Genomic DNA, 17,989 nt, shown 5'->3' with positions numbered 1-17,989 from the left:
CTTTTGACGGTAACGTTCCTTTCATTATATCGAATGCATGTTCGTGTGACAATCTCTTTTCTTAGCGGAGCCGGTCGAACTGGATCGGAATGACACGTCGAAGTGGTTGAAACTTGAAGAAAGCATGTCGTATCCTGCGCTTTCCCGGGAAAGTTTTTTCGTTGAGAGTCGTCTGTAAATGGGGGCAGTTCGATTTTTGAAGAAAAAGGGATGGGGGGATAGTCACATGAGAAACCGGCAAGCGGCAGTCGAGCAGAAAAGCCTTGGCCTGCCGCTCATCGGACTGGCGGGGTCCCGATCGCTCTAAACGCATGGATTAACTTAGAGCACATCGGAGGAATCGTCGTAGTCGAACCTTATGCCGTCATACATAGACACCTTATGAATCGAAGCTGAGTTCATGGCCGCGTTTGCGCTCACCTGGAGCTTTCCCAGCACTTCCTGAAACGGCTGGGCCTTGGCGCCGCTTGATTGCGACCGAATGGCAAGCTGCAGCGCCTGCTCGATCACGGCGATATCCTGGCTTGTAAAATCCATTCCGTCAACCTCCCCATGCTTGGTTGTATACTGGAACTATTCTAACCCGATCGTTTTTTATTCATACCTCGGGAAAAACCGCATTTGCCAATTATGGCATGGGCATACAGCACTTCGCAGCTTTGATGACCTGAGGCCTGACCGATTTTCGTCAAATTCCGACAATTCCCGGCTGTTTTTACACATACGGCGGGTCCCACGCTTTTTTCCTCCAGCCGAGTGTTTGACTGACGACCTTAAGATCCCGGTCGAGCGTGACGTCCACTCCGAAGGGCAACTTGTGATTGTGCCAAAACCGCATATCCCGCCATCGGACCTCATAGCCGTCCTGCCTCTCGGTACAAGTGACATGCACGCGCTGCGCAAAATGCAAAAACGTCCGCACGCCATCAACCGCTCGCGTCACCTCTACGGCCATGCCGCCTTCGGTATGTTTGGCATAAATATCTTTGACCGTCAGCTCCTTGCTATAAACGTTTCCCGTATAAAAAGCATCGCTGCTCTCAAGCACAAACTGCCAGCGAAACCAGTGCAGACTCGGGACAACGTGACATATCCCTTCCAGCCCAAGCTGTATTCTTACCAAACGGACTACGCTCCGGTGATGAACCAGCCGTCCTCCGATATATACAAACGTGAACGAATAAATCCACAAAAACATCTACCCCGGATTAAGCCCTATGGACAGCCATGCAATCAAACCGGCCGCGTGCGTCACAAACAGCACCGGTTCGAACAATGGGAGCGCATCTAGGTGATGCCAGCGCTGGGAAAACGGACGAAAGCACTGAACGCCGTATGCATTGAGCCAATCCAGAACTACGTGGAAAACGACCGCCGCCATCGTCCAGGCGAAAACAAGCGGCTCATGCTCCCATACCCCGAATCCCCAAGCGATCGGAACGGACAGCACCAGCGGCCATAAAAGCATAGCCGGAAGCGAATGCGTAATTCCCCGATGCACCCGGATATAAGCGGCATAGCCCCGAACCCGGGCAACCGTATCAAAATCCGGCGCATGCGAGCCGATCAACGTGGCCGCCAGCACCGCGTGCAGCAGCACCGGATTTTGAGCCACTTCAGGTTGAAGCATAGCCAGACCGGCCAATGTAGCGCCAAACAACAGATGACTTCCGGTATCCATGCAGCTATACGCCTCCTTCGCTTTTCACGCCGTATGCGTCTTCCCCCGCTCTTGCTCTGTATGAGCCCCAGCCCCGTCACCTTGCTCTGTTTCCCAACGCTCCTCTGCATTAAACCAATAGAACCACTGTTCTGGCCGTTCCCGAATGACCCGTTCCATGAAGCGGTTCAACACATTCGTCGCTTCTGTCCGCGTCGCCCTCGTGAACGAAGATGACAAATATAGCGGAGCTTCGAACCGCATCCGGTGTACCCATGCGCGCTCGCGCCATCCACTGAATGGAATAATGGGCACCCGCTGCTCGATTGACAGCGTCGAAGCGCCTTCGGGCGGGCGGAAACGTCGGGCGCCAGAAGTCCCCCAGCAAAAAGACGACGCCCCCCGCCTGTAAATGCTTCCGCAGCTTACGAAGCAGCTCCAGCGGCGGCATGTTATCATAATCGAGACCCGGACAGCCCATATCCCGAAACTTCAAATACAGCGGCCGCAGCTCCGGACTCCCGCCGGTAGCAACAGTTAGACACGAATATATCTGGCATAAATACCAGCAGCAATGCCCTCCCACAGCATTTGAATCGCTCTGCTACCGCGGTAGGCCGGTGCGATGCAGCTTCTCCCGAGCTCCAGTGTATGGCGCTTCAGCGAATCGAACGCGTGCAGGTCGAATTCGGTTTCCGAGTAAAATCCGATGCCCGTAGTCGCCCGCTCTCCCGGCAGCAGCCGGTACGTGCCAACAACCTCTCCCGTGATTACATCTTTGACAATCAGATGGTCGCAATAAGCATCGTAAATATCCCGCTCCAAACCATTCTCGGTTCGCATCCTCATGTTCTTCTCTTCTTCCACAAAAACCTGATACCTCAGACGCAGTGCCTGCTCCACTTCAAAGTCGGTTTCTGCCAGCTTTACGGTTAAGATGGACGGCTCGCTTGCGACTTGACTTGCTGCTTGTCGGATCATCGTCAACACGCCTTTCTCCAAGTAAAGGTTGATGGGATGAAAGATACAGCTTTAGGGTAGCAGACGATTATTAGGATAGCGTTTTCGCGGTGTAAAGCTTTTGTAAGGCTTCGCCCGGCTTGTCCGGCTGTCCGGCATAAAAAAGAACCGTTCGGCAGAACGGCTCCATTATGGAAAGAAACTATATTTTCTTCAATAATGCGACTTGGAACTCACCGCAAATACCAATACAGCGGAATAAACAGCAACGACGTCAAAATCGCCGCAGCGCCCATCGCGAAGCCGCTGACGCTTCCCGCCAGCTCCGAATCGCGGATGATCCGCGCCGTGCCGATGCCGTGCGACGAGGTGCCGATGGCGGTGCCGATCGAGATGTCGTCGCGCACGCCTGCCAGCCGCAGCAGCCCCGGTCCGAACATGCTTCCGATCAGGCCGGTCAGAACGGTCAGCACGGCGGTCAGCTCGGGAATCCCTCCCGCTTGCCGGGAAATCTCAAGCGCAATCGGCGAAGTGACCGATTTGGGCATCATGGTCACAAGCAGTTCGCGACTGCCTCCGAGCCCCCAGACAAGGCCGGCAGACAGCAGTAACGCGCTGATTGAACCTGCAGTAATGCCCGCAGCGATCGGCAGCAAGGCATTGCGGATGCGCTGCGCGTTTTTGTACAGCGGGATGCCGAGCGCTACCGTCGCGGGACCGAGCAGGAACACAATATAATCTGCGCCTTTTCGGTACGCTTCGTAAGGCACGTTCGTGGCTAGCAGGAAGGCGATAACAAGCGCCGAGCACGTCAGCAGTGGATGAAGCGCTTTCCAGCGCTGCTGCAGAGCGAGCGCAAACACATAAGCCAGCACCGTCAAAGCGATGCCGAATAACGGCTGCTCCGTCCATTCACGGAACGTCATGACGACGATCCCCCTCCTTCCGTGCACGTCCGCCACCAAGGAGCTTAGTCGTCCAGCCTGTCACAAGCAGCACCCCGAATGTGCTGGCAAACAAGCTGACCAGGATGGTCACTGCCTGCTCCCCGATCCAAGAAAAAAACACCATCGTCCCAACGACAATCGGCGCAAAGAGCAGCAGCATATGTTTGATTAGGAAGCTGCCGGCCTCCTCTACCCATTCCACCTTAACCCATTTTAGAAACAGACTGGCCGTAAACAAAATCAAACCGATGACGTTGGCCGGAAGCGGAAGCTGCAATCCGAGCTGCAGAATCGTTCCCAGCAAATAAAAACCGAGCAAGATGGCAAAACCGCGCATCAGGAGCCGCCTCTCCTCTCCCCAAAAATATCAGCCTGCTTCCGCTAGTATGCGAAAGATGATGCTTTCATGCATATTCCTGCACGGACAGTGGCATCGTAAAGATGGTTGCGCTATCCTGGCGCCATACTTTTACAATAAAGGAGTACGATGGGATAATGGCAAAACCGGACAACCGTGCCGACAACGTGGAGCATTTGCAAAACAGCATCGACCACACGATTGAAAACATGAATGAAGCCGAAGGCTACTTGAGCGAGCACGCCGATGAAATCAGTCCGCAGGAACGGGAGCAAATCGAGTCCAAAAACGAACGCCGCCGCGAAAGTTTAAATGCCTTCCGTTCGGAAATTAAGGACGAAGCCGAACATCAACAATAATTTGCAGCCCGCAACGGGGCATGATACAAAAACCTCCGGTTCCTTGCAGACTTCCCGTAAGGAACGGAGGTTTTTGTCATAGCGCGATGCGATACGGACCACACTTACAGCGGAGCCGCTTCACCGGTAACCGACGACGGTTTTCGCACTGGAATGTCCAAACGAAAATGATCGTGTGCAAGATAGGTTTCATCATGAACCGTACGTGCTTCTTCCCGCAGCCACTCGACCTCTGCGTCCTGATACCGGGAACTGATATGGGTCAAAACCAACATTTCGGCCCCTGCTTCCTGAGCGGTACGAGCCGCATCCATCGCTGTGGAATGATCGTATTGCATCGCAAGCTCCTTGCGGTCCTCCGCAAAGGTCGCTTCATGCACCAGCACATCCGCCTGGCGGGCAAGCGTGACGGCATGTTCGCAAGGCTGGGTATCGCCAAGGATCGTCACGATCCGGCCGGGAACCGGAGGGCCGATAAACCGGCTGGCTTCAAGCACCGTGCCGTCCTCCAGCGTAACGGCTTCGCCGTTCTTGATTTTGCCGTACAGCGGCCCCGAAGCGATGCCGAGCTCCTTCAGCTTCGCCGCGTCAAGCTTCCCCTTCTGCGGCTTTTCTTCGATCCGGTAGCCGTAGCTGTCGACCCGGTGAACAAGCGGGGCCGCCTTCACGACGAACTGCTCATCCTCGTACAGCACGAACTCCGCCTTCTCTTCGAACTCCACGATTTTCGTCTGGTAGCCGAGATGGGAGTCGCTGATCCGAAGCGCCGTTTCTACAAACTCCCGGATGCCTACCGGCCCGTAAATTGTAAACGGCGTATCCCCCCCTTGATAAGAACGGCTCGACATGAGTCCCGGAAGGCCATAAATATGATCGCCGTGCAGATGGGTAATAAACAGCTTTTCCAGCTTGCTGATTTTGACCGGCGCCCGTAATATTTGATGCTGCGTTCCTTCCCCGCAGTCGAACATCCAATAGACGTTTCGTTCCGCAAGCAGATTTAGCATGACGGAGGTGACATTCCGTTCTTTGGAAGGCATACCGGCACCTGTCCCCAGAAAATACAGCTCCAAGCTCCATCGACCCCATTTCTATCGTTCCGATTGGTAAGAAGCTTACACACCTTCGTACTTCAGTGAAAGCAAGCTTTTTCTTTCTTCTTAAACAAAAGAGTGGAGCGACCAAGGCCCCACTCCTTTTATAGCATACCCAAAAAACGGTTATGCGTTGAAATAACGAGCCTGCGGATGCGCAAACACGATAGCCGAGACGGATGCCTCCGGCTCCATCATGCTGCCTTCTGTCAAATGTACACCGATATCCTCCGGCTTCATCAAAGCAAACAGCTGCTGCTGATCGTCGAGGTTCGGACACGCCGGGTAGCCAAATGAGAACCGCTGGCCGCGGTACTTGGCACCGAAGCGCTCCTGCATCGTCATTTCGGCCGGGTCCGGGAAGCCCCAGACATCGCGCATCATTTGGTGGATACGCTCGGCGAACCCTTCGGCCGTCTCAAGAGCCGCCGCTTGAAGCGCATGAGACCGCAGGTAGTCGCCTTTCTCCCGCCACTCGGCCGCCAGATTGCTGACGCCATGACCGGCTGTCACGACGAGGAAACCGACGTAATCCATAATTCCGCTGTCTACCGGCTTGAGGTAGTCGGCCAAGCACAAGTACGGCTCCTTTTCCTGCCGCGGGAACGTAAACTTCTGAAGCACTTTTGTATAATCCTCGGGATCGTAGACGAGCACATCGTTGCCATCCGATTGCGCCGGGAAGAAACGGTACATGCCGTGTGCTTGAAGGATGCCGTTTTTCTGCGCCTCCGCCAGCAGTTCGTCAACGGTTTCTTTGAGCTGCAACGCCTTCGGATCTTTGTCGGCCAGCAATTGCTCGACTTTCCCCTTCAAGCCAAGATGGTGCCCAAGCAGCATCTGCATGTTGATATAAGGGATCAGATGGCTTATCGGGTAGTCTCGCAGCACGCGGCGCTCCAAGCTCGGCGGCACCTGCACCGGAACGTCCCGATCCACCGAAGACGTTCTGACGCGGGTCAAAGCCGGCAATTGCTCTTCTTTGCGGCCGGATTCCTTCACGTCGGATTCCATACTTTCCCGAAGCTCCCGTACAAGCTGCTGCCGCTGCTCGGGGTCGCTCAGCTTGTTTGCAATATCCAGCCCGTCCATTGCATCTTTGGCATATAATACCAAACCGTCATACTCCGGCGCAATGCGCGTCTTGGTGAACTTCCGGGTCAGCGCCGCGCCGCCCACCAGAATCGGCACGTCGATACCGGCCGTCTTCAAGTCCTGTGCCGTAACGATCATTTGCTGCGCCGATTTGACGAGCAGCCCGGACAGTCCGATCGCATCCGGCCGCTCTTTGCGGTAAGCGTCGATCAACTGCTCCGGCGGCACTTTAATGCCCAGGTTGATGATCTGGTAGCCGTTGTTGGATAAAATAATTTCGACCAAGTTTTTGCCGATATCATGCACATCGCCTTTGACCGTGGCCAAAATGATTTTTCCTTTCACGGCGCTTTCCGATTTTTCCATGAACGGCTCCAAATAAGCAACAGACGCCTTCATAACCTCGGCGCTTTGCAGCACCTCCGCCACGATCAACTCGTTATTGTTGAACAGCCGGCCGACTTCCTCCATTCCTTTCATCAGCGGACCGTTAATAATATCGAGCGGCTTGTATTTTTGCAGCGCTATGTCCAAATCCGCGATCAGTCCGTCCTTCGTGCCTTCGACAACGTAAGAGGCCAGCCGCTCTTCCAGCGTTAAGTTCGAAATCTTTTCCTTCTTCTCGACCTTCTTCGTACGGAAGTGCGCTACGAATTCGGCCAGCGTTTCGTCGTTCGTATCGTAGATCAGGCTCTCGGCAAGACGACGCTCTTCTTCCGGTATGGACGCATAGCGCTCCAGCTTTTCCGTATTGACGATCGCATAGTCCAGACCGGCTTTCGTACAATGGTACAAAAAGACTGCGTTCAGTACCTCGCGGCCCGCTTCCGGTAAGCCGAACGACACGTTGCTGAGGCCAAGAATCGTCTCGGTGTCAGGCATCGCTTCTTTAATTAACCGGATTCCTTCGATCGTCTCCTTAGCAGAGCCGATATATTGCTGATCACCCGTTCCGACCGGGAAAACAAGCGGGTCAAAAATAATATCGTTCGGATGCATGCCATATTTGTTCACCAGCAAATCATAGGATCGCTTGGCTACTTCAAGCTTGTCGGCAGCTGTAATGGCCTGCCCCCGCTCGTCAATCGTACCGACGACAGCGGCCGCGCCGTATTTATGAATAAGCGGTACCACCGTCTCGAACTTCTCTTCCCCGTCCTCCAGGTTGATCGAGTTGATGATCGCTTTCCCCTGCGAATATTTGAGCCCCAGCTCGATTACCCGATAATCCGTGGAATCGAGCATAAGCGGGACTTTCACTTTTTTGACGACAAGCTCCAAAAACTGCTGCATATCGCTCATTTCGTCGCGATCCGGGTCCTGCAGACAGACGTCGATGACATGCGCGCCGCCTTTCACCTGCGCCCGGGCAATCTCGGATGCTTCCTCATACTTGCCTTCGGCAATAAGCCGCTTAAACTTCCGCGATCCGAGAACGTTCGTCCGCTCCCCGACCATGTAAGGACGGTTCGCATCTTCAATATAGACCGTCTCGATGCCGGATACCGCGGGCGGATGCTCTCCCCGGTGACTGCGCGGCTGGTACTGGCCCAGCGTTTCGGCCATCGCGCGGATATGATCCGGCGTTGTTCCGCAGCAACCGCCGGCAATGTTCAGCCAGCCCTGCTCGGCAAAGCCTGCTAACTTCTTCGCAAGCGATTCCGGCGACTCGTGGTACTCTCCGTTCTCGTCCGGCAAACCGGCGTTCGGATAACAACTTACCGCCGTTCCCGCAATATCGGCCAGCGTCCGAATATGATCGCGCATAAACTCCGGTCCGGTAGCGCAGTTCAATCCGACCGAAATCGGTTCGAGATGCTCGAGCGAAATATAGAACGACTCGATATTTTGACCGGCCAGCGTCGTGCCCATCGGCTCGATCGTACCGGAAATCATGAGCGGCAGCTTGCGGCCTTCCGTCTCAAACGCTTTCCGGATACCGATGCTGCCGGCTTTAACGTTCAGCGTATCCTGCGATGTTTCGAGCAGCAGCGCGTCCACGCCCGCCTCCATCAACGCAAGCGCTTGCTCGTAGTAGCTGTCCACGAGTTCGTCGAAGGTAACTCCGCCGGTGACGGAAAGCGTCTTCGTCGTTGGACCCATCGCACCGATAACGTATCGGGGCCATTCCGGCGTACTGTATTTTTCAGCTGCTTCGACGGCCAGCTTGGCCGCAGCCAGGTTAAGCTCCCGCGCGCGGTCCTGCAGATCGTATTCCGCCAACACGACGCTTGTTGCGCCGAACGTATTCGTCTCTACCATATCGGCACCGGCCGCAAAATACGCTTCGTGGATTTTGCGAATAACGTCAGGCCGGGTCACAACCAAAATTTCGTTGCAGCCATCCAACTCGTCGCCGCCGAAGTCGGCAGCGGTTAAATTCTCCTGTTGGATCATCGTACCCATGGCGCCGTCTAAAATCATAATTTTTTTCTGTAATTGTTCCTGCAATAAAGGCTTGCTCATCCGTGATCCCCTTTCACCCTGCCGCCCCGCTCCATTCTGTCATGGGGTCGGATACTCCTGCAGCCGATCTATGATTCTTGCACCGTACTGCGCATAATACTCACAAATTATGTAACCTTAAGTGTATCAGAAACGATACATGTTGAAAAGCAATTGTGACAAAATTCAGCGCTTATCTAATGAATCCTATCGGATTTATCTGTATTATACATCGACAGATGCGTCCCCTTCCACTATAATAAGAAGCAGAAGTCACGAATTCAAGAAGGAAGAGGGAGAACTATGGCAGAAATTCGCATTCGCAACACCAACGAGCGCATCTCGGGCGAAGCCAACGTGAAAGCATTTTTGGATAAGCAAGAGGTGCTTTATGAGCATTGGAACGCCGATAAACTGCCCGCAGAGCTTCAAGGGAAGTTTTCGTTGACGGACGAGGAAAAATCGCAGATTTTGGCGACCTTCGATGAAGAAATCCGCGATCTGGCCAGCCGCCGCGGTTATCAGACATGGGACATCGTCGCGCTGTCCGACGCTACCCCGAATTTGGATGAACTGCTCAAAAAATTCGAACAAGTGCATACGCACACGGAAGACGAAGTTCGCGCCATTACGGCTGGCAAAGGAATTTTCATCATTAAGGGGACCGACGATGTCGGCTATTTCGACGTTGAATTGGAAGCCGGCGACGTGATCTCGGTTCCGGAGCACAAGCCGCACTTCTTCACCCTAATGGAAAACCGTCAAATCGTAGCTGTCCGTCTGTTCATCGAAACCGAGGGCTGGATCGCGCATCCGTTCGAAGACCCGACTTTCCAAAAAGCGTAAGTGGAACTTTTAAATAAATGAACACTCAAGCCGCAAGCCCCTTGTCAAAGGCGGCTTGTTTTATTTTGGCACAATAAAAAAACCACCATTATGAAATGGCGGGTTTTTGGCTAGGCAAAATGAGTGCTGATCCTAAGCTTCCAGAGAATCGATAATCTTCTGAATATCCCGGAGGCTCGTAATTTCGTGCGCCGGGGTAATCTCGTCCGATAACGTGAGCCCATGGCGGTTAATCCACATATTCCGCATCCCGATCGAGTTGGAGCCCAAAATGTCCGTCGTCAGCTTGTCGCCGATCATGACGCCTTCCTCAGCCGAAATGCCAAGCAGCTGCATCGCGTGCTTGAAGATCGATACCGCCGGCTTTCCTTCGCCAAACTCACCGGAAATAATAATATGATCGAAATAAGGAGCAAGCTGCGGGACACCCGCCAATTTCTCTTTTTGCAGATCAGGCGAACCGTTCGTAAGCAAGAGCAGCTTGTACTTCTCTTTCAGTTGATCCAACACCTCGAACGTCTCTTCGTAAACGATCGGACGGCTTCTTCGCTCGGCCGGGAACATCTCCGCCAGCTTCAGTCCCAGCGCGGCATCTTCTATTCCTAAGGCCTTTAGCCCCCGAGTCCACGAATCCCGCTGATAGGTCGGGGCCAACGATTGAAGCTTGCGGAACTCTTCCTGTTCTCCTTCGACAAATCGGGCCCACAGCCCTTCAAACGGGTTAATTCCGATTTTTTTAGTAAACGGGAACGTCTCGAACGATTCGTACAATGCCCGCGCTTCGCGTCTTACCGCTTCCTCAAGCTGGGCAGGATCGATCTCGTAATGCTTGGCGGCCTCGCTGCAAGTCGCCTGAAACGCTTCTTTCACGCTGCGCTCGTCCCAGAGCAGCGTATCGTCCAAATCAAAAAGCACCGCTTTAATTGCCATAAGCCGGATTCCTCTTTCTCCCCTGTGATGTCGGTTCTATTTTAAGATTCTTGCTTAAATGCCACTTGATTTTTTTGAGCAAACTCTTGAAGCTTTTCCTTCGCCGCATCTACGGGGAATTGATGATAAAATTTCGTGTACCCCCAGCGGGCGCCCTTCGGCTTTAACGTAATAAAGATCGAATCCTTCGTCACGGAAATTTCGTCGATCATATCCGCACTCATGGTCCGGTCTCCGCCGAAACGACGGGAGGTAAGCGAATCCGGGCCTATTTTCAACAGCGGCCGACGGACCCAATAAATCAACAGTGCAAGGACAATATAGCTCGCGCCCGTGAACCAGTACATCTGATCCTGTCCCGCTTGACCGCGGAATATAATGAAGCAGAAGATCCCGGTGGCGACCAATATCATTGGAAGAAACCAGCTGCGCCCTTTAAAGGTGACCGAGTTGTCGGAAGCGCTTGACTCCGAAATCGCTTCCTTGCCGCTCTTTTTGCGCTGAACATTCGTTACTTTCGTATTTTTGCGAACCATGCGTTGCCATTTCCGTGACATAGCTGAGCCCCTTTGTCCATTCTTTCTACACTTGCCGTTAACTCGCCGTTCCCGATCGATTTCGTCAACCGAGACGTCTAAATACGCCAAAAAGTTGGAGCATCCAATATACCGCGCTTTTCCAGCGGCTACTAGATCATCCAACGTATAGTGCGTATTCCAATTGGATTTAACCCCAATCCCGGACTTGAACTCTGAAACAGACGATGTTGTTCCGGCGCCCGGAAACGCTGTATCAGCGAAGCAAGTCCCTTACTCCTTACTTCTTCTCGTCCTCATCCACGAATTTAATGTTGTCCAGTTGAGAACGCAAGGAGGATTTAAAAGAATCGATATACTTTTTCCTAAGTACGTTGCGCTCATCCATTTCTTCTTCCGTCAATCCTTCGGCTTTCGCCTTGCGGGCCAACTCGTTGATCCGCTTAACGGTTATGTCGTGCTCCGATTCAATCATGCTTGTCCTCCCGGTAATGTTAGGTCTCCGTTCGCTAATCCACGAACGAGAAAGCTTCATATCAAATTATACTTTGACATTACCGGATTTGAAAGTCAAGAGATTGAGCCGAAGCCCACGGAAGAAATTTAGGAAAAGCTAAGCCGGCTATGTATTATGGAAGCAGCAGCTTTTGCCCTTCATGAATCGTTACGTTCTTCAAGTTGTTCAACTTCCTTATCTGAAAGACGTACTCTCTCAGATCTTGTCCTTTGTTCGCGTGCGAAGAAGCAATACTCCACAACGTATCGCCTTGAGTTACAACTACGTAAGCTTGAACGGATACGGTGCTTTTGGCATAAGCGTCATCGTTTCCTACCCAAGCGGATACGGTACCTCCGACAAAGAGCAGTATCAGTACCGATATAACAAAAACCATAACTCGCACATATGTTCGGTTTTTTTTCACTTTGTAAGCGGGATCTATGGAGACGGCAGCTGAATTACGGTTGTATTGAGCTAACATTTGATTGTTCTGATACATGAATATCATCCCCCAAACATTTGTTCTGTTCTGAATTTAACACGAACAAACGTTTGTGTCAATCCGTTTTTCGAACTTATGTTTGTACGAACTCCGGTTCTGTGTTATACTCCTAAGTAATGATTACCAAAAATGGAGTGATTCATATGGGCAAGATATCCACTCGCCAGCAAGCTATTCTGGAGTTCATCAAGAACGAGGTCAAAGATAAAGGGTATCCTCCGTCCGTTCGGGAAATCGGCGAAGCGGTCGGCCTTGCTTCCAGCTCGACGGTACACGGTCATTTGGAGCGGCTGGAAAAGAAAGGGCTGATCCGGCGCGATCCTACGAAGCCCAGAGCCATTGAGATTTTGGACGGTACGACCGGGGACGGAGCATTCGCAGTATCGGTTTCCCGCGTCCCGCTGATCGGACGGGTTACGGCCGGCGTACCGATTACCGCGACAGAGAACATCGAAGACTACTTCCCACTTCCGAGCAACTTCGTCGGGGACCATAACGTCTTCATGTTGAGCGTCATCGGCGAAAGTATGATCGACGCAGGCATCCGCAACGGGGACTACGTTATCGTTCGCCAGCAGCAAACGGCCAACAACGGCGAGATCGTAGTCGCTATGACCGAGGACGACGAAGCGACGGTCAAAACGTTCTATAAAGAAAAGGACCACATCCGCCTTCAACCGGAAAACCCTACAATGGAGCCACTCCGTCTGAAGAACGTATCGATTCTCGGCAAAGTCATCGGCGTATTCCGCAATGTTCATTAATCCTATTTTCACGTAATCAAAATCAAGACTCCCGATCGGGGAGTCTTTTTTGCGTCCGTCGAGCGTCCGAGCCTTCAAACGAATACGTTCGTAAGCGGCAGAAATACGCGGCTGGAAGTATGCGGAGTTGTTCAGGAGATTGAAATTTCCTTTCAAATCCAAGTCGCTTTTAAAATGCACAAAAGCCTCTCATCATGGCTTCACCATCATGAGAGGCTGCTGCTAATGCCTGCTAAGTATTAATAAAGGGTCAAATACTGATCGCGTTCCCAAGCGTGAACTTGAGTCCGGTAGATATCCCACTCGATTTCTTTGAGCTCGACGAAGTGCGCGAGAGCATGGTCGCCGAGCGCGTCGCAGATCACGTCGTTGCGAAGCAACTCATCGATCGCTTGCTTCAGGTCGACCGGCAGGCTTGGGATGCCCTGCTCTTCCCGCTCCTCTTCGGACATCACATAGATGTTCCGGTCGGTCGGAGGCGGCAGCTGCATTTTGTTCTTGATGCCGTCGAGCCCGGCTTTAAGCATAACGGCGAGCGCAAGATACGGGTTGGCCGCCGGGTCCGGGTTACGCACTTCCACGCGCGTGCTGAGACCCCGCGAAGCCGGAATGCGGATCATCGGGCTGCGGTTGCTGGCCGACCATGCTACGTAGCAAGGCGCCTCGTAGCCTGGCACCAGACGCTTGTAGGAGTTGACCGTCGGGTTCGTAATGGCCGCAAAGGCGCGGGCATGACGCAAAATACCTGCCATGTATTGTCTGGCCAACGTACTCAGACCCAGCTTGTCGCTCTCGTCGTAGAACGCGTTCTCTTTGCCGCGGAACAGCGATTGGTGGCAGTGCATTCCGGAGCCATTTACGCCGAACAGCGGTTTGGGCATAAAGGTGGCATGCAGGCCATGCTGTCTTGCGATCGTTTTGACAACGAGCTTGAACGTTTGAATCTGGTCGGCCGCTTTGATAGCGTCCGCATATTTAAAGTCGATTTCGTGCTGGCCCGGAGCCACCTCGTGGTGAGAAGCCTCGATTTCGAAGCCCATCTCCTCCAGCGTCAGAACGATTTCGCGGCGGCAGTTTTCTCCCAGATCCGTCGGGGCGAGATCGAAATAACCGCCTTGGTCGTTCAATTCCATCGTCGGGTTGCCTTTTTCATCGGTTTTGAACAGGAAAAACTCCGGCTCCGGACCGACATTCATCGAGCTGAAGCCCATTTCCTCAGCTTCCTTCAGTACCGATTTCAGAATGCCGCGCGGATCGCCCGGGAACGGCCGTCCGTCAGGAAGGTACACATCGCAAATCATGCGGGCAACACGGTCTTCCGTCACCCACGGAAAGACGACCCAAGTATTCAGATCCGGGTATAAGTACATATCGGATTCTTCGATACGGACGTAGCCTTCGATCGAAGAACCGTCGAACATCATTTTGTTATCGAGTGCTTTCTCCAGCTGACTCACAGGAATTTCCACATTTTTAATCGTACCGAGCAGGTCGGTAAATTGCAGGCGGATGAATCTTACATTTTCTTCCTTAGCGATGCGCAGAATGTCTTCCTTGGTGTATTGTTTATCCGTCACTGTACGATCTCCTCCTTAAACTATGAGACAAATTAACGAAGCGATGTCCGGTAAAATCGCGAAAGCGCTACCGGAACAAGCCCCGGCACAGCCTTACTTGCGGAAAAAGCGGGATAATTCGCCCTGAATCAGCGATACCTGATTCGGACGCTTGCCGCCGCCCAACAGCTGCTGCTTAAGCATGCGGTGCAGCTGCGTATCGGTCAGCTCCCGGCGCTTAACCTCGGTTTGCTCGTTCAAGACGGTCGCTTCTTCGGAGTTTTTGTCGACCGGCAGCAGCACTTGCTTGATCCCGGCGATGTTGACTCCCTTTTCAATCAAATCTTTAATCTCGAGCAGCCTCTCGACGTCGTTGAACGAATACAACCGCTGGTTGCCTCCCGTTCGGGCCGGAATTACAAGCTCGTGCTGTTCGTAGTACCGGATTTGCCGCGCGGTTAAATCGGTCAGCTTCATTACGATGCCGATAGGAAAAAGCGCCATATTCCTGCGGATATCATCACTCATGAACATCACTCCTAAGCACTTAGAACCTTACCGTTATTGTAACCTTGTTCAAAAAACGTGTCAAGTCATGTAAGGTTTTCGCCTTATGTCAACCCATATTACAGTATATTTTCTCACAAAAAATACGCGGATGACCTGCATCCGCGCATCGAATTACGGACAAACGATGTTATGACAGCAGTCCGCGGTCCACCATATTCTGGATCGCGGTCAGTACGCCCATTTTGCAATGCGAATACGTTAACCCGCCTTGCATATAGGCGATGTACGGCTCCCGGATCGGCGCATCCGCGGAAAGCTCCAGACTTCCTCCCTGGATGAACGTGCCTGCAGCCATAATGACCGGATGCTCGTACCCCGGCATATCCCAAGGCTCCGGAACGACATGGGCATCGACCGCTGCCGCCTGTTGAATCCCCTGTACGAAAGCGATCAAATGCTCCGACCCCGTAAATTGAACCGCCTGAATCAGATCCGTTCGCGGATCGTTCCAGCGCGGATGCGTCGTGAACCCAAGCTGCTCGAACACCGAAGCGGCAAAAACCGATCCCTTGACGGCCTGCCCAACCAGATGAGGTGCCAGAAAGAGCCCTTGGAAAATAGCCCGGGTCGTCCCGAGCATGGCCCCCACCTCACCGCCGATACCGGGTGCCGTTAATCGGTAAGAAGCCAGCTCCACGTAGCGGCTCTTGCCCGAGATGTAGCCACCCGTAGCCGCGAGCCCGCCGCCGGGATTTTTAATCAGCGAACCGGCCATTAAATCGACGCCGACCTCCGTCGGTTCAGTCAGCTCCGTAAATTCCCCGTAGCAGTTGTCGACAAATACAATGACGTCCGGCTTGATTTCTTTGACGAACCGCACCATCTCTCCGATTTGGGCTACGGTGAACGACGGACGCCAAGCGTACCCGCGGGAACGTTGAATGCCGATCACCTTCGTCCGAGGTGTAATACGTTCCGCAATCGCGGCATAATCGGGGGTCCCGTCCTCCAGCAACGCGACCTCTTGGTAAGCAATGCCCCAATCCTGAAGCGAGCCTTGCCCGTCTCCCGGCTTGCCGATCACTTTATGCAGCGTATCGTAAGGCCGCCCGGTCATCATGAGCAGTTCGTCCCCTGGACGAAGCACCCCGAAAAGCGCCGTGCCGATCGTGTGCGTTCCCGAAACGAAATGCGGCCGTACAAGCGCGGCCTCGGCGCCGAATACGTCGGCGTACACCAGATCAAGCACTTCCCGTCCCCGGTCGTTATATCCGTAGCCTGTCGAGCCCGCAAAATGATAATCGCTCACTTTATGCTTCTGAAAAGCGCGGATGACCTTCCATTGGTTCCGGTCGATCACGCGGTCGATCTCTTTCAACTTCCCCTCGATCTGCAGCTCGGCCTGCTCCATCAGGCCAAGCACCTTCTCCTTAAACATCCTACCATGTCTCTCCCTTGGGTTCCTCTTGCGTTGGGCGCGCTTCGTCGTAAGCTGCGAGCAGGTAACCGATTTTGTCGTATTCTTTGTTGTTTACCCGGACCTTGAACCGCATGTCTTCCCCATCCACTTCATTTTCCAGCACCTCGCCCACGCGATAAACGAGCGAAATCAGATCGCCTTTGTCTGCCGGTATGCGGAAGGTTCGGCTTGCACCCATGAAACGAGACTCGATCAGCTCAACTAGAAGGTTTAAGTCTTCTTCCCGGTAAGCCGAGATGCGGACAAACGGCCCTTCGGCTGTCAGCAGCTCTTTCTGCTCAGGGGAGCAGAGGTCGATTTTGTTAAACACCGTCACACGTTCTTTGCCATGTGCCCCTAGTTCTTCCAATACTTGATCGACGACCTTCATTTGCGCGGCCATCATCTCGGACGAGCTGTCGACGACATGGAGAATCAGATCCGCCTCGCAAGCCTCCTCCAGCGTCGCCCGGAAGGCCGCAACCAGATCGTGAGGCAGATTTTGAATAAATCCGACCGTATCGGTGACGACGATCTCCATGCCGCCCGGCAGCTCAAGCGAGCGCGAAGTCAGATCGAGAGTCGCAAACAGCTGGTTCTCGACATAAACGTCGGCCTGGGTCAATTGCCGCAGCAAAGTGGATTTTCCGGCGTTCGTATACCCGACCAAAGCCACTTGAAACACGCCGGTCTTTTTACGGCGCTCCCGGTGCAGGCTGCGGTGCCTGACGACCTCTTGCAGCTGTCGCTTCAGCTCTGCGATTCGCTCGCGGATATGTCGGCGGTCCGTCTCCAGCTTCGTTTCCCCGGGCCCCCGCGTCCCGATGCCGCCCCCGAGACGGGACAAGTTTTTGCCTTGTCCGTACAGCCTCGGCAGCAGATAGCTGAGCTGGGCAAGCTCGACCTGAATGATCCCTTCCCGCGTCTTCGCCCGCTGCGCGAAAATGTCCAGAATGAGCTGCGTCCGGTCGATGATTTTGACATCCAAAAATTGCTCGAGATTGCGCACCTGCGCGCCGGACAGCTCCTGATCGAAGATGGCGGTATTGCCGCCGGTCTGCTCCAGCATCGCTTTCAGCTCTTCGGCTTTGCCTTTGCCGATGAACCATTTGGAGTCGGTATACTCCTTATTTTGCGTCAGCGTGCCGAGCACCTCGACCTGGGCCGTCTCGGCCAAGCTAATCAGCTCTGCGAGCGAATGGTCGGGGTCGTACATCTCCTGCTTTTTGAGCTGCGGCGTGACCAGACTGACCAGCACCGCGCGGTCTTGAATTTCTCCCGTTACTTCGTGAATCGTTTTTTTCATATAAGTTAAGTTATCTCCTTTGGGGTTTTGCGCTCTAGCCTCGAGGGCTGGGGATTGGACTGTCCGAGAAGATGCACCACATGCTTGCGCATCTCCTAATCGGTCTCTTCCTCTCGACCACCAAATTTTAAACCAATTCCGATTTCATCTTCAAGGAATAAAA

General features: G+C 53.4%; 20 protein-coding genes. 3 read left to right on the top strand and 17 right to left on the bottom strand.

The window, feature by feature from the left end; all coding sequences use genetic code 11:
- Positions 1–321: 321 nt before the first annotated feature.
- The 7 genes from KQX66_RS23895 to KQX66_RS23870 all read right to left on the bottom strand — a co-directional run bounded on the left by KQX66_RS23895 (position 322) and on the right by KQX66_RS23870 (position 3,904).
- Positions 322–537, bottom strand: a complete 216-nt coding sequence (locus tag KQX66_RS23895) for a hypothetical protein (RefSeq protein WP_216795304.1) — start codon at positions 535–537, stop codon at positions 322–324.
- 178 nt (positions 538–715) lie between these two features.
- Positions 716–1,123 carry a hypothetical protein gene (locus KQX66_RS37515; RefSeq protein ID WP_253957394.1) on the bottom strand — a complete coding sequence of 136 codons (408 nt, stop codon included), beginning with the start codon at positions 1,121–1,123 and terminating at the stop codon, positions 716–718.
- 75 nt (positions 1,124–1,198) lie between these two features.
- Positions 1,199–1,681: a metal-dependent hydrolase gene (locus tag KQX66_RS37510; protein WP_253957393.1), complete on the bottom strand. Its 483-nt coding sequence runs from the start codon at positions 1,679–1,681 to the stop codon at positions 1,199–1,201.
- A 24-nt stretch (positions 1,682–1,705) separates the two neighbouring features.
- Positions 1,706–2,119 carry an LpxL/LpxP family acyltransferase gene (locus tag KQX66_RS23885; protein ID WP_253957392.1) on the bottom strand — a complete coding sequence of 138 codons (414 nt, stop codon included), beginning with the start codon at positions 2,117–2,119 and terminating at the stop codon, positions 1,706–1,708.
- 78 nt (positions 2,120–2,197) lie between these two features.
- The gene (locus KQX66_RS23880) at positions 2,198–2,641 is read right to left on the bottom strand and encodes a GNAT family N-acetyltransferase (protein WP_253957391.1); all 444 of its coding nucleotides are present in this window, start codon (positions 2,639–2,641) and stop codon (positions 2,198–2,200) included.
- A 212-nt stretch (positions 2,642–2,853) separates the two neighbouring features.
- Positions 2,854–3,546: an LrgB family protein gene (locus KQX66_RS23875; protein ID WP_216795303.1), complete on the bottom strand. Its 693-nt coding sequence runs from the start codon at positions 3,544–3,546 to the stop codon at positions 2,854–2,856.
- The gene (locus KQX66_RS23870; RefSeq protein WP_216795301.1) at positions 3,533–3,904 is read right to left on the bottom strand and encodes a CidA/LrgA family protein; all 372 of its coding nucleotides are present in this window, start codon (positions 3,902–3,904) and stop codon (positions 3,533–3,535) included. The genes KQX66_RS23875 and KQX66_RS23870 overlap by 14 nt, the downstream gene beginning before the upstream one ends.
- A gap of 158 nt (positions 3,905–4,062) precedes the next feature.
- Here KQX66_RS23870 and tlp point away from each other — a divergent pair, with 158 nt between their 5' ends.
- Complete coding sequence (gene tlp / locus KQX66_RS23865) at positions 4,063–4,284, top strand: small acid-soluble spore protein Tlp (RefSeq protein WP_216795300.1); 222 nt, start codon at positions 4,063–4,065, stop codon at positions 4,282–4,284.
- Between the two features lie 104 nt (positions 4,285–4,388).
- Here tlp and rnz read toward each other — a convergent pair whose 3' ends face one another.
- Both rnz and metH read right to left on the bottom strand, forming a co-directional pair.
- Positions 4,389–5,357 carry a ribonuclease Z gene (gene rnz / locus KQX66_RS23860; RefSeq protein ID WP_216795299.1) on the bottom strand — a complete coding sequence of 323 codons (969 nt, stop codon included), beginning with the start codon at positions 5,355–5,357 and terminating at the stop codon, positions 4,389–4,391.
- A gap of 147 nt (positions 5,358–5,504) precedes the next feature.
- A complete protein-coding gene (gene metH, locus KQX66_RS23855; RefSeq protein WP_216795298.1) occupies positions 5,505–8,939 on the bottom strand; it encodes a methionine synthase in 3,435 nt (1,144 codons plus the stop codon).
- Positions 8,940–9,221: 282 nt separating this feature from the next.
- On the opposite strand from metH, the gene KQX66_RS23850 reads away from it, so the two are divergent.
- Positions 9,222–9,764, top strand: a complete 543-nt coding sequence (locus tag KQX66_RS23850) for a 1,2-dihydroxy-3-keto-5-methylthiopentene dioxygenase (RefSeq protein ID WP_216795297.1) — start codon at positions 9,222–9,224, stop codon at positions 9,762–9,764.
- Between the two features lie 132 nt (positions 9,765–9,896).
- Here KQX66_RS23850 and KQX66_RS23845 read toward each other — a convergent pair whose 3' ends face one another.
- From KQX66_RS23845 to KQX66_RS23830, 4 genes are all read right to left on the bottom strand, one after another.
- Positions 9,897–10,694, bottom strand: coding sequence for an HAD family hydrolase (locus KQX66_RS23845; protein ID WP_216795296.1), 798 nt, complete (start codon positions 10,692–10,694; stop codon positions 9,897–9,899).
- Between the two features lie 41 nt (positions 10,695–10,735).
- Positions 10,736–11,251, bottom strand: coding sequence for a hypothetical protein (locus tag KQX66_RS23840; RefSeq protein WP_216795295.1), 516 nt, complete (start codon positions 11,249–11,251; stop codon positions 10,736–10,738).
- Between the two features lie 259 nt (positions 11,252–11,510).
- The gene (locus KQX66_RS23835) at positions 11,511–11,705 is read right to left on the bottom strand and encodes a DUF896 domain-containing protein (RefSeq protein WP_063180459.1); all 195 of its coding nucleotides are present in this window, start codon (positions 11,703–11,705) and stop codon (positions 11,511–11,513) included.
- Between the two features lie 154 nt (positions 11,706–11,859).
- Positions 11,860–12,228: a LysM peptidoglycan-binding domain-containing protein gene (locus KQX66_RS23830; protein WP_253957390.1), complete on the bottom strand. Its 369-nt coding sequence runs from the start codon at positions 12,226–12,228 to the stop codon at positions 11,860–11,862.
- 146 nt (positions 12,229–12,374) lie between these two features.
- On the opposite strand from KQX66_RS23830, the gene lexA reads away from it, so the two are divergent.
- On the top strand, positions 12,375–12,995 hold the full coding sequence (gene lexA, locus KQX66_RS23825; protein WP_216795294.1) for a transcriptional repressor LexA: 621 nt from the start codon (positions 12,375–12,377) through the stop codon (positions 12,993–12,995).
- Between the two features lie 239 nt (positions 12,996–13,234).
- Here lexA and glnA read toward each other — a convergent pair whose 3' ends face one another.
- The 4 genes from glnA to hflX form a co-directional block, all read right to left on the bottom strand.
- Positions 13,235–14,572: a type I glutamate--ammonia ligase gene (glnA, locus tag KQX66_RS23820; protein WP_216795293.1), complete on the bottom strand. Its 1,338-nt coding sequence runs from the start codon at positions 14,570–14,572 to the stop codon at positions 13,235–13,237.
- A gap of 93 nt (positions 14,573–14,665) precedes the next feature.
- Positions 14,666–15,079 carry a MerR family transcriptional regulator gene (locus tag KQX66_RS23815; RefSeq protein ID WP_010494149.1) on the bottom strand — a complete coding sequence of 138 codons (414 nt, stop codon included), beginning with the start codon at positions 15,077–15,079 and terminating at the stop codon, positions 14,666–14,668.
- Between the two features lie 169 nt (positions 15,080–15,248).
- Positions 15,249–16,499 carry a methionine gamma-lyase family protein gene (locus tag KQX66_RS23810; RefSeq protein WP_216795292.1) on the bottom strand — a complete coding sequence of 417 codons (1,251 nt, stop codon included), beginning with the start codon at positions 16,497–16,499 and terminating at the stop codon, positions 15,249–15,251.
- 1 nt (position 16,500) lies between these two features.
- Positions 16,501–17,826, bottom strand: coding sequence for a GTPase HflX (gene hflX, locus KQX66_RS23805; RefSeq protein ID WP_216795291.1), 1,326 nt, complete (start codon positions 17,824–17,826; stop codon positions 16,501–16,503).
- Between the last annotated feature and the right edge of the window lie 163 nt (positions 17,827–17,989).

This window comes from Paenibacillus oleatilyticus (assembly GCF_018998565.1).
GTDB classification, from domain to species: Bacteria; Bacillota; Bacilli; order Paenibacillales; family NBRC-103111; genus Paenibacillus_G; species Paenibacillus_G oleatilyticus.
The sequence above is the reverse complement of the archived record's forward strand: the minus strand, read 5'-3'. Positions and strand labels throughout refer to the sequence as shown.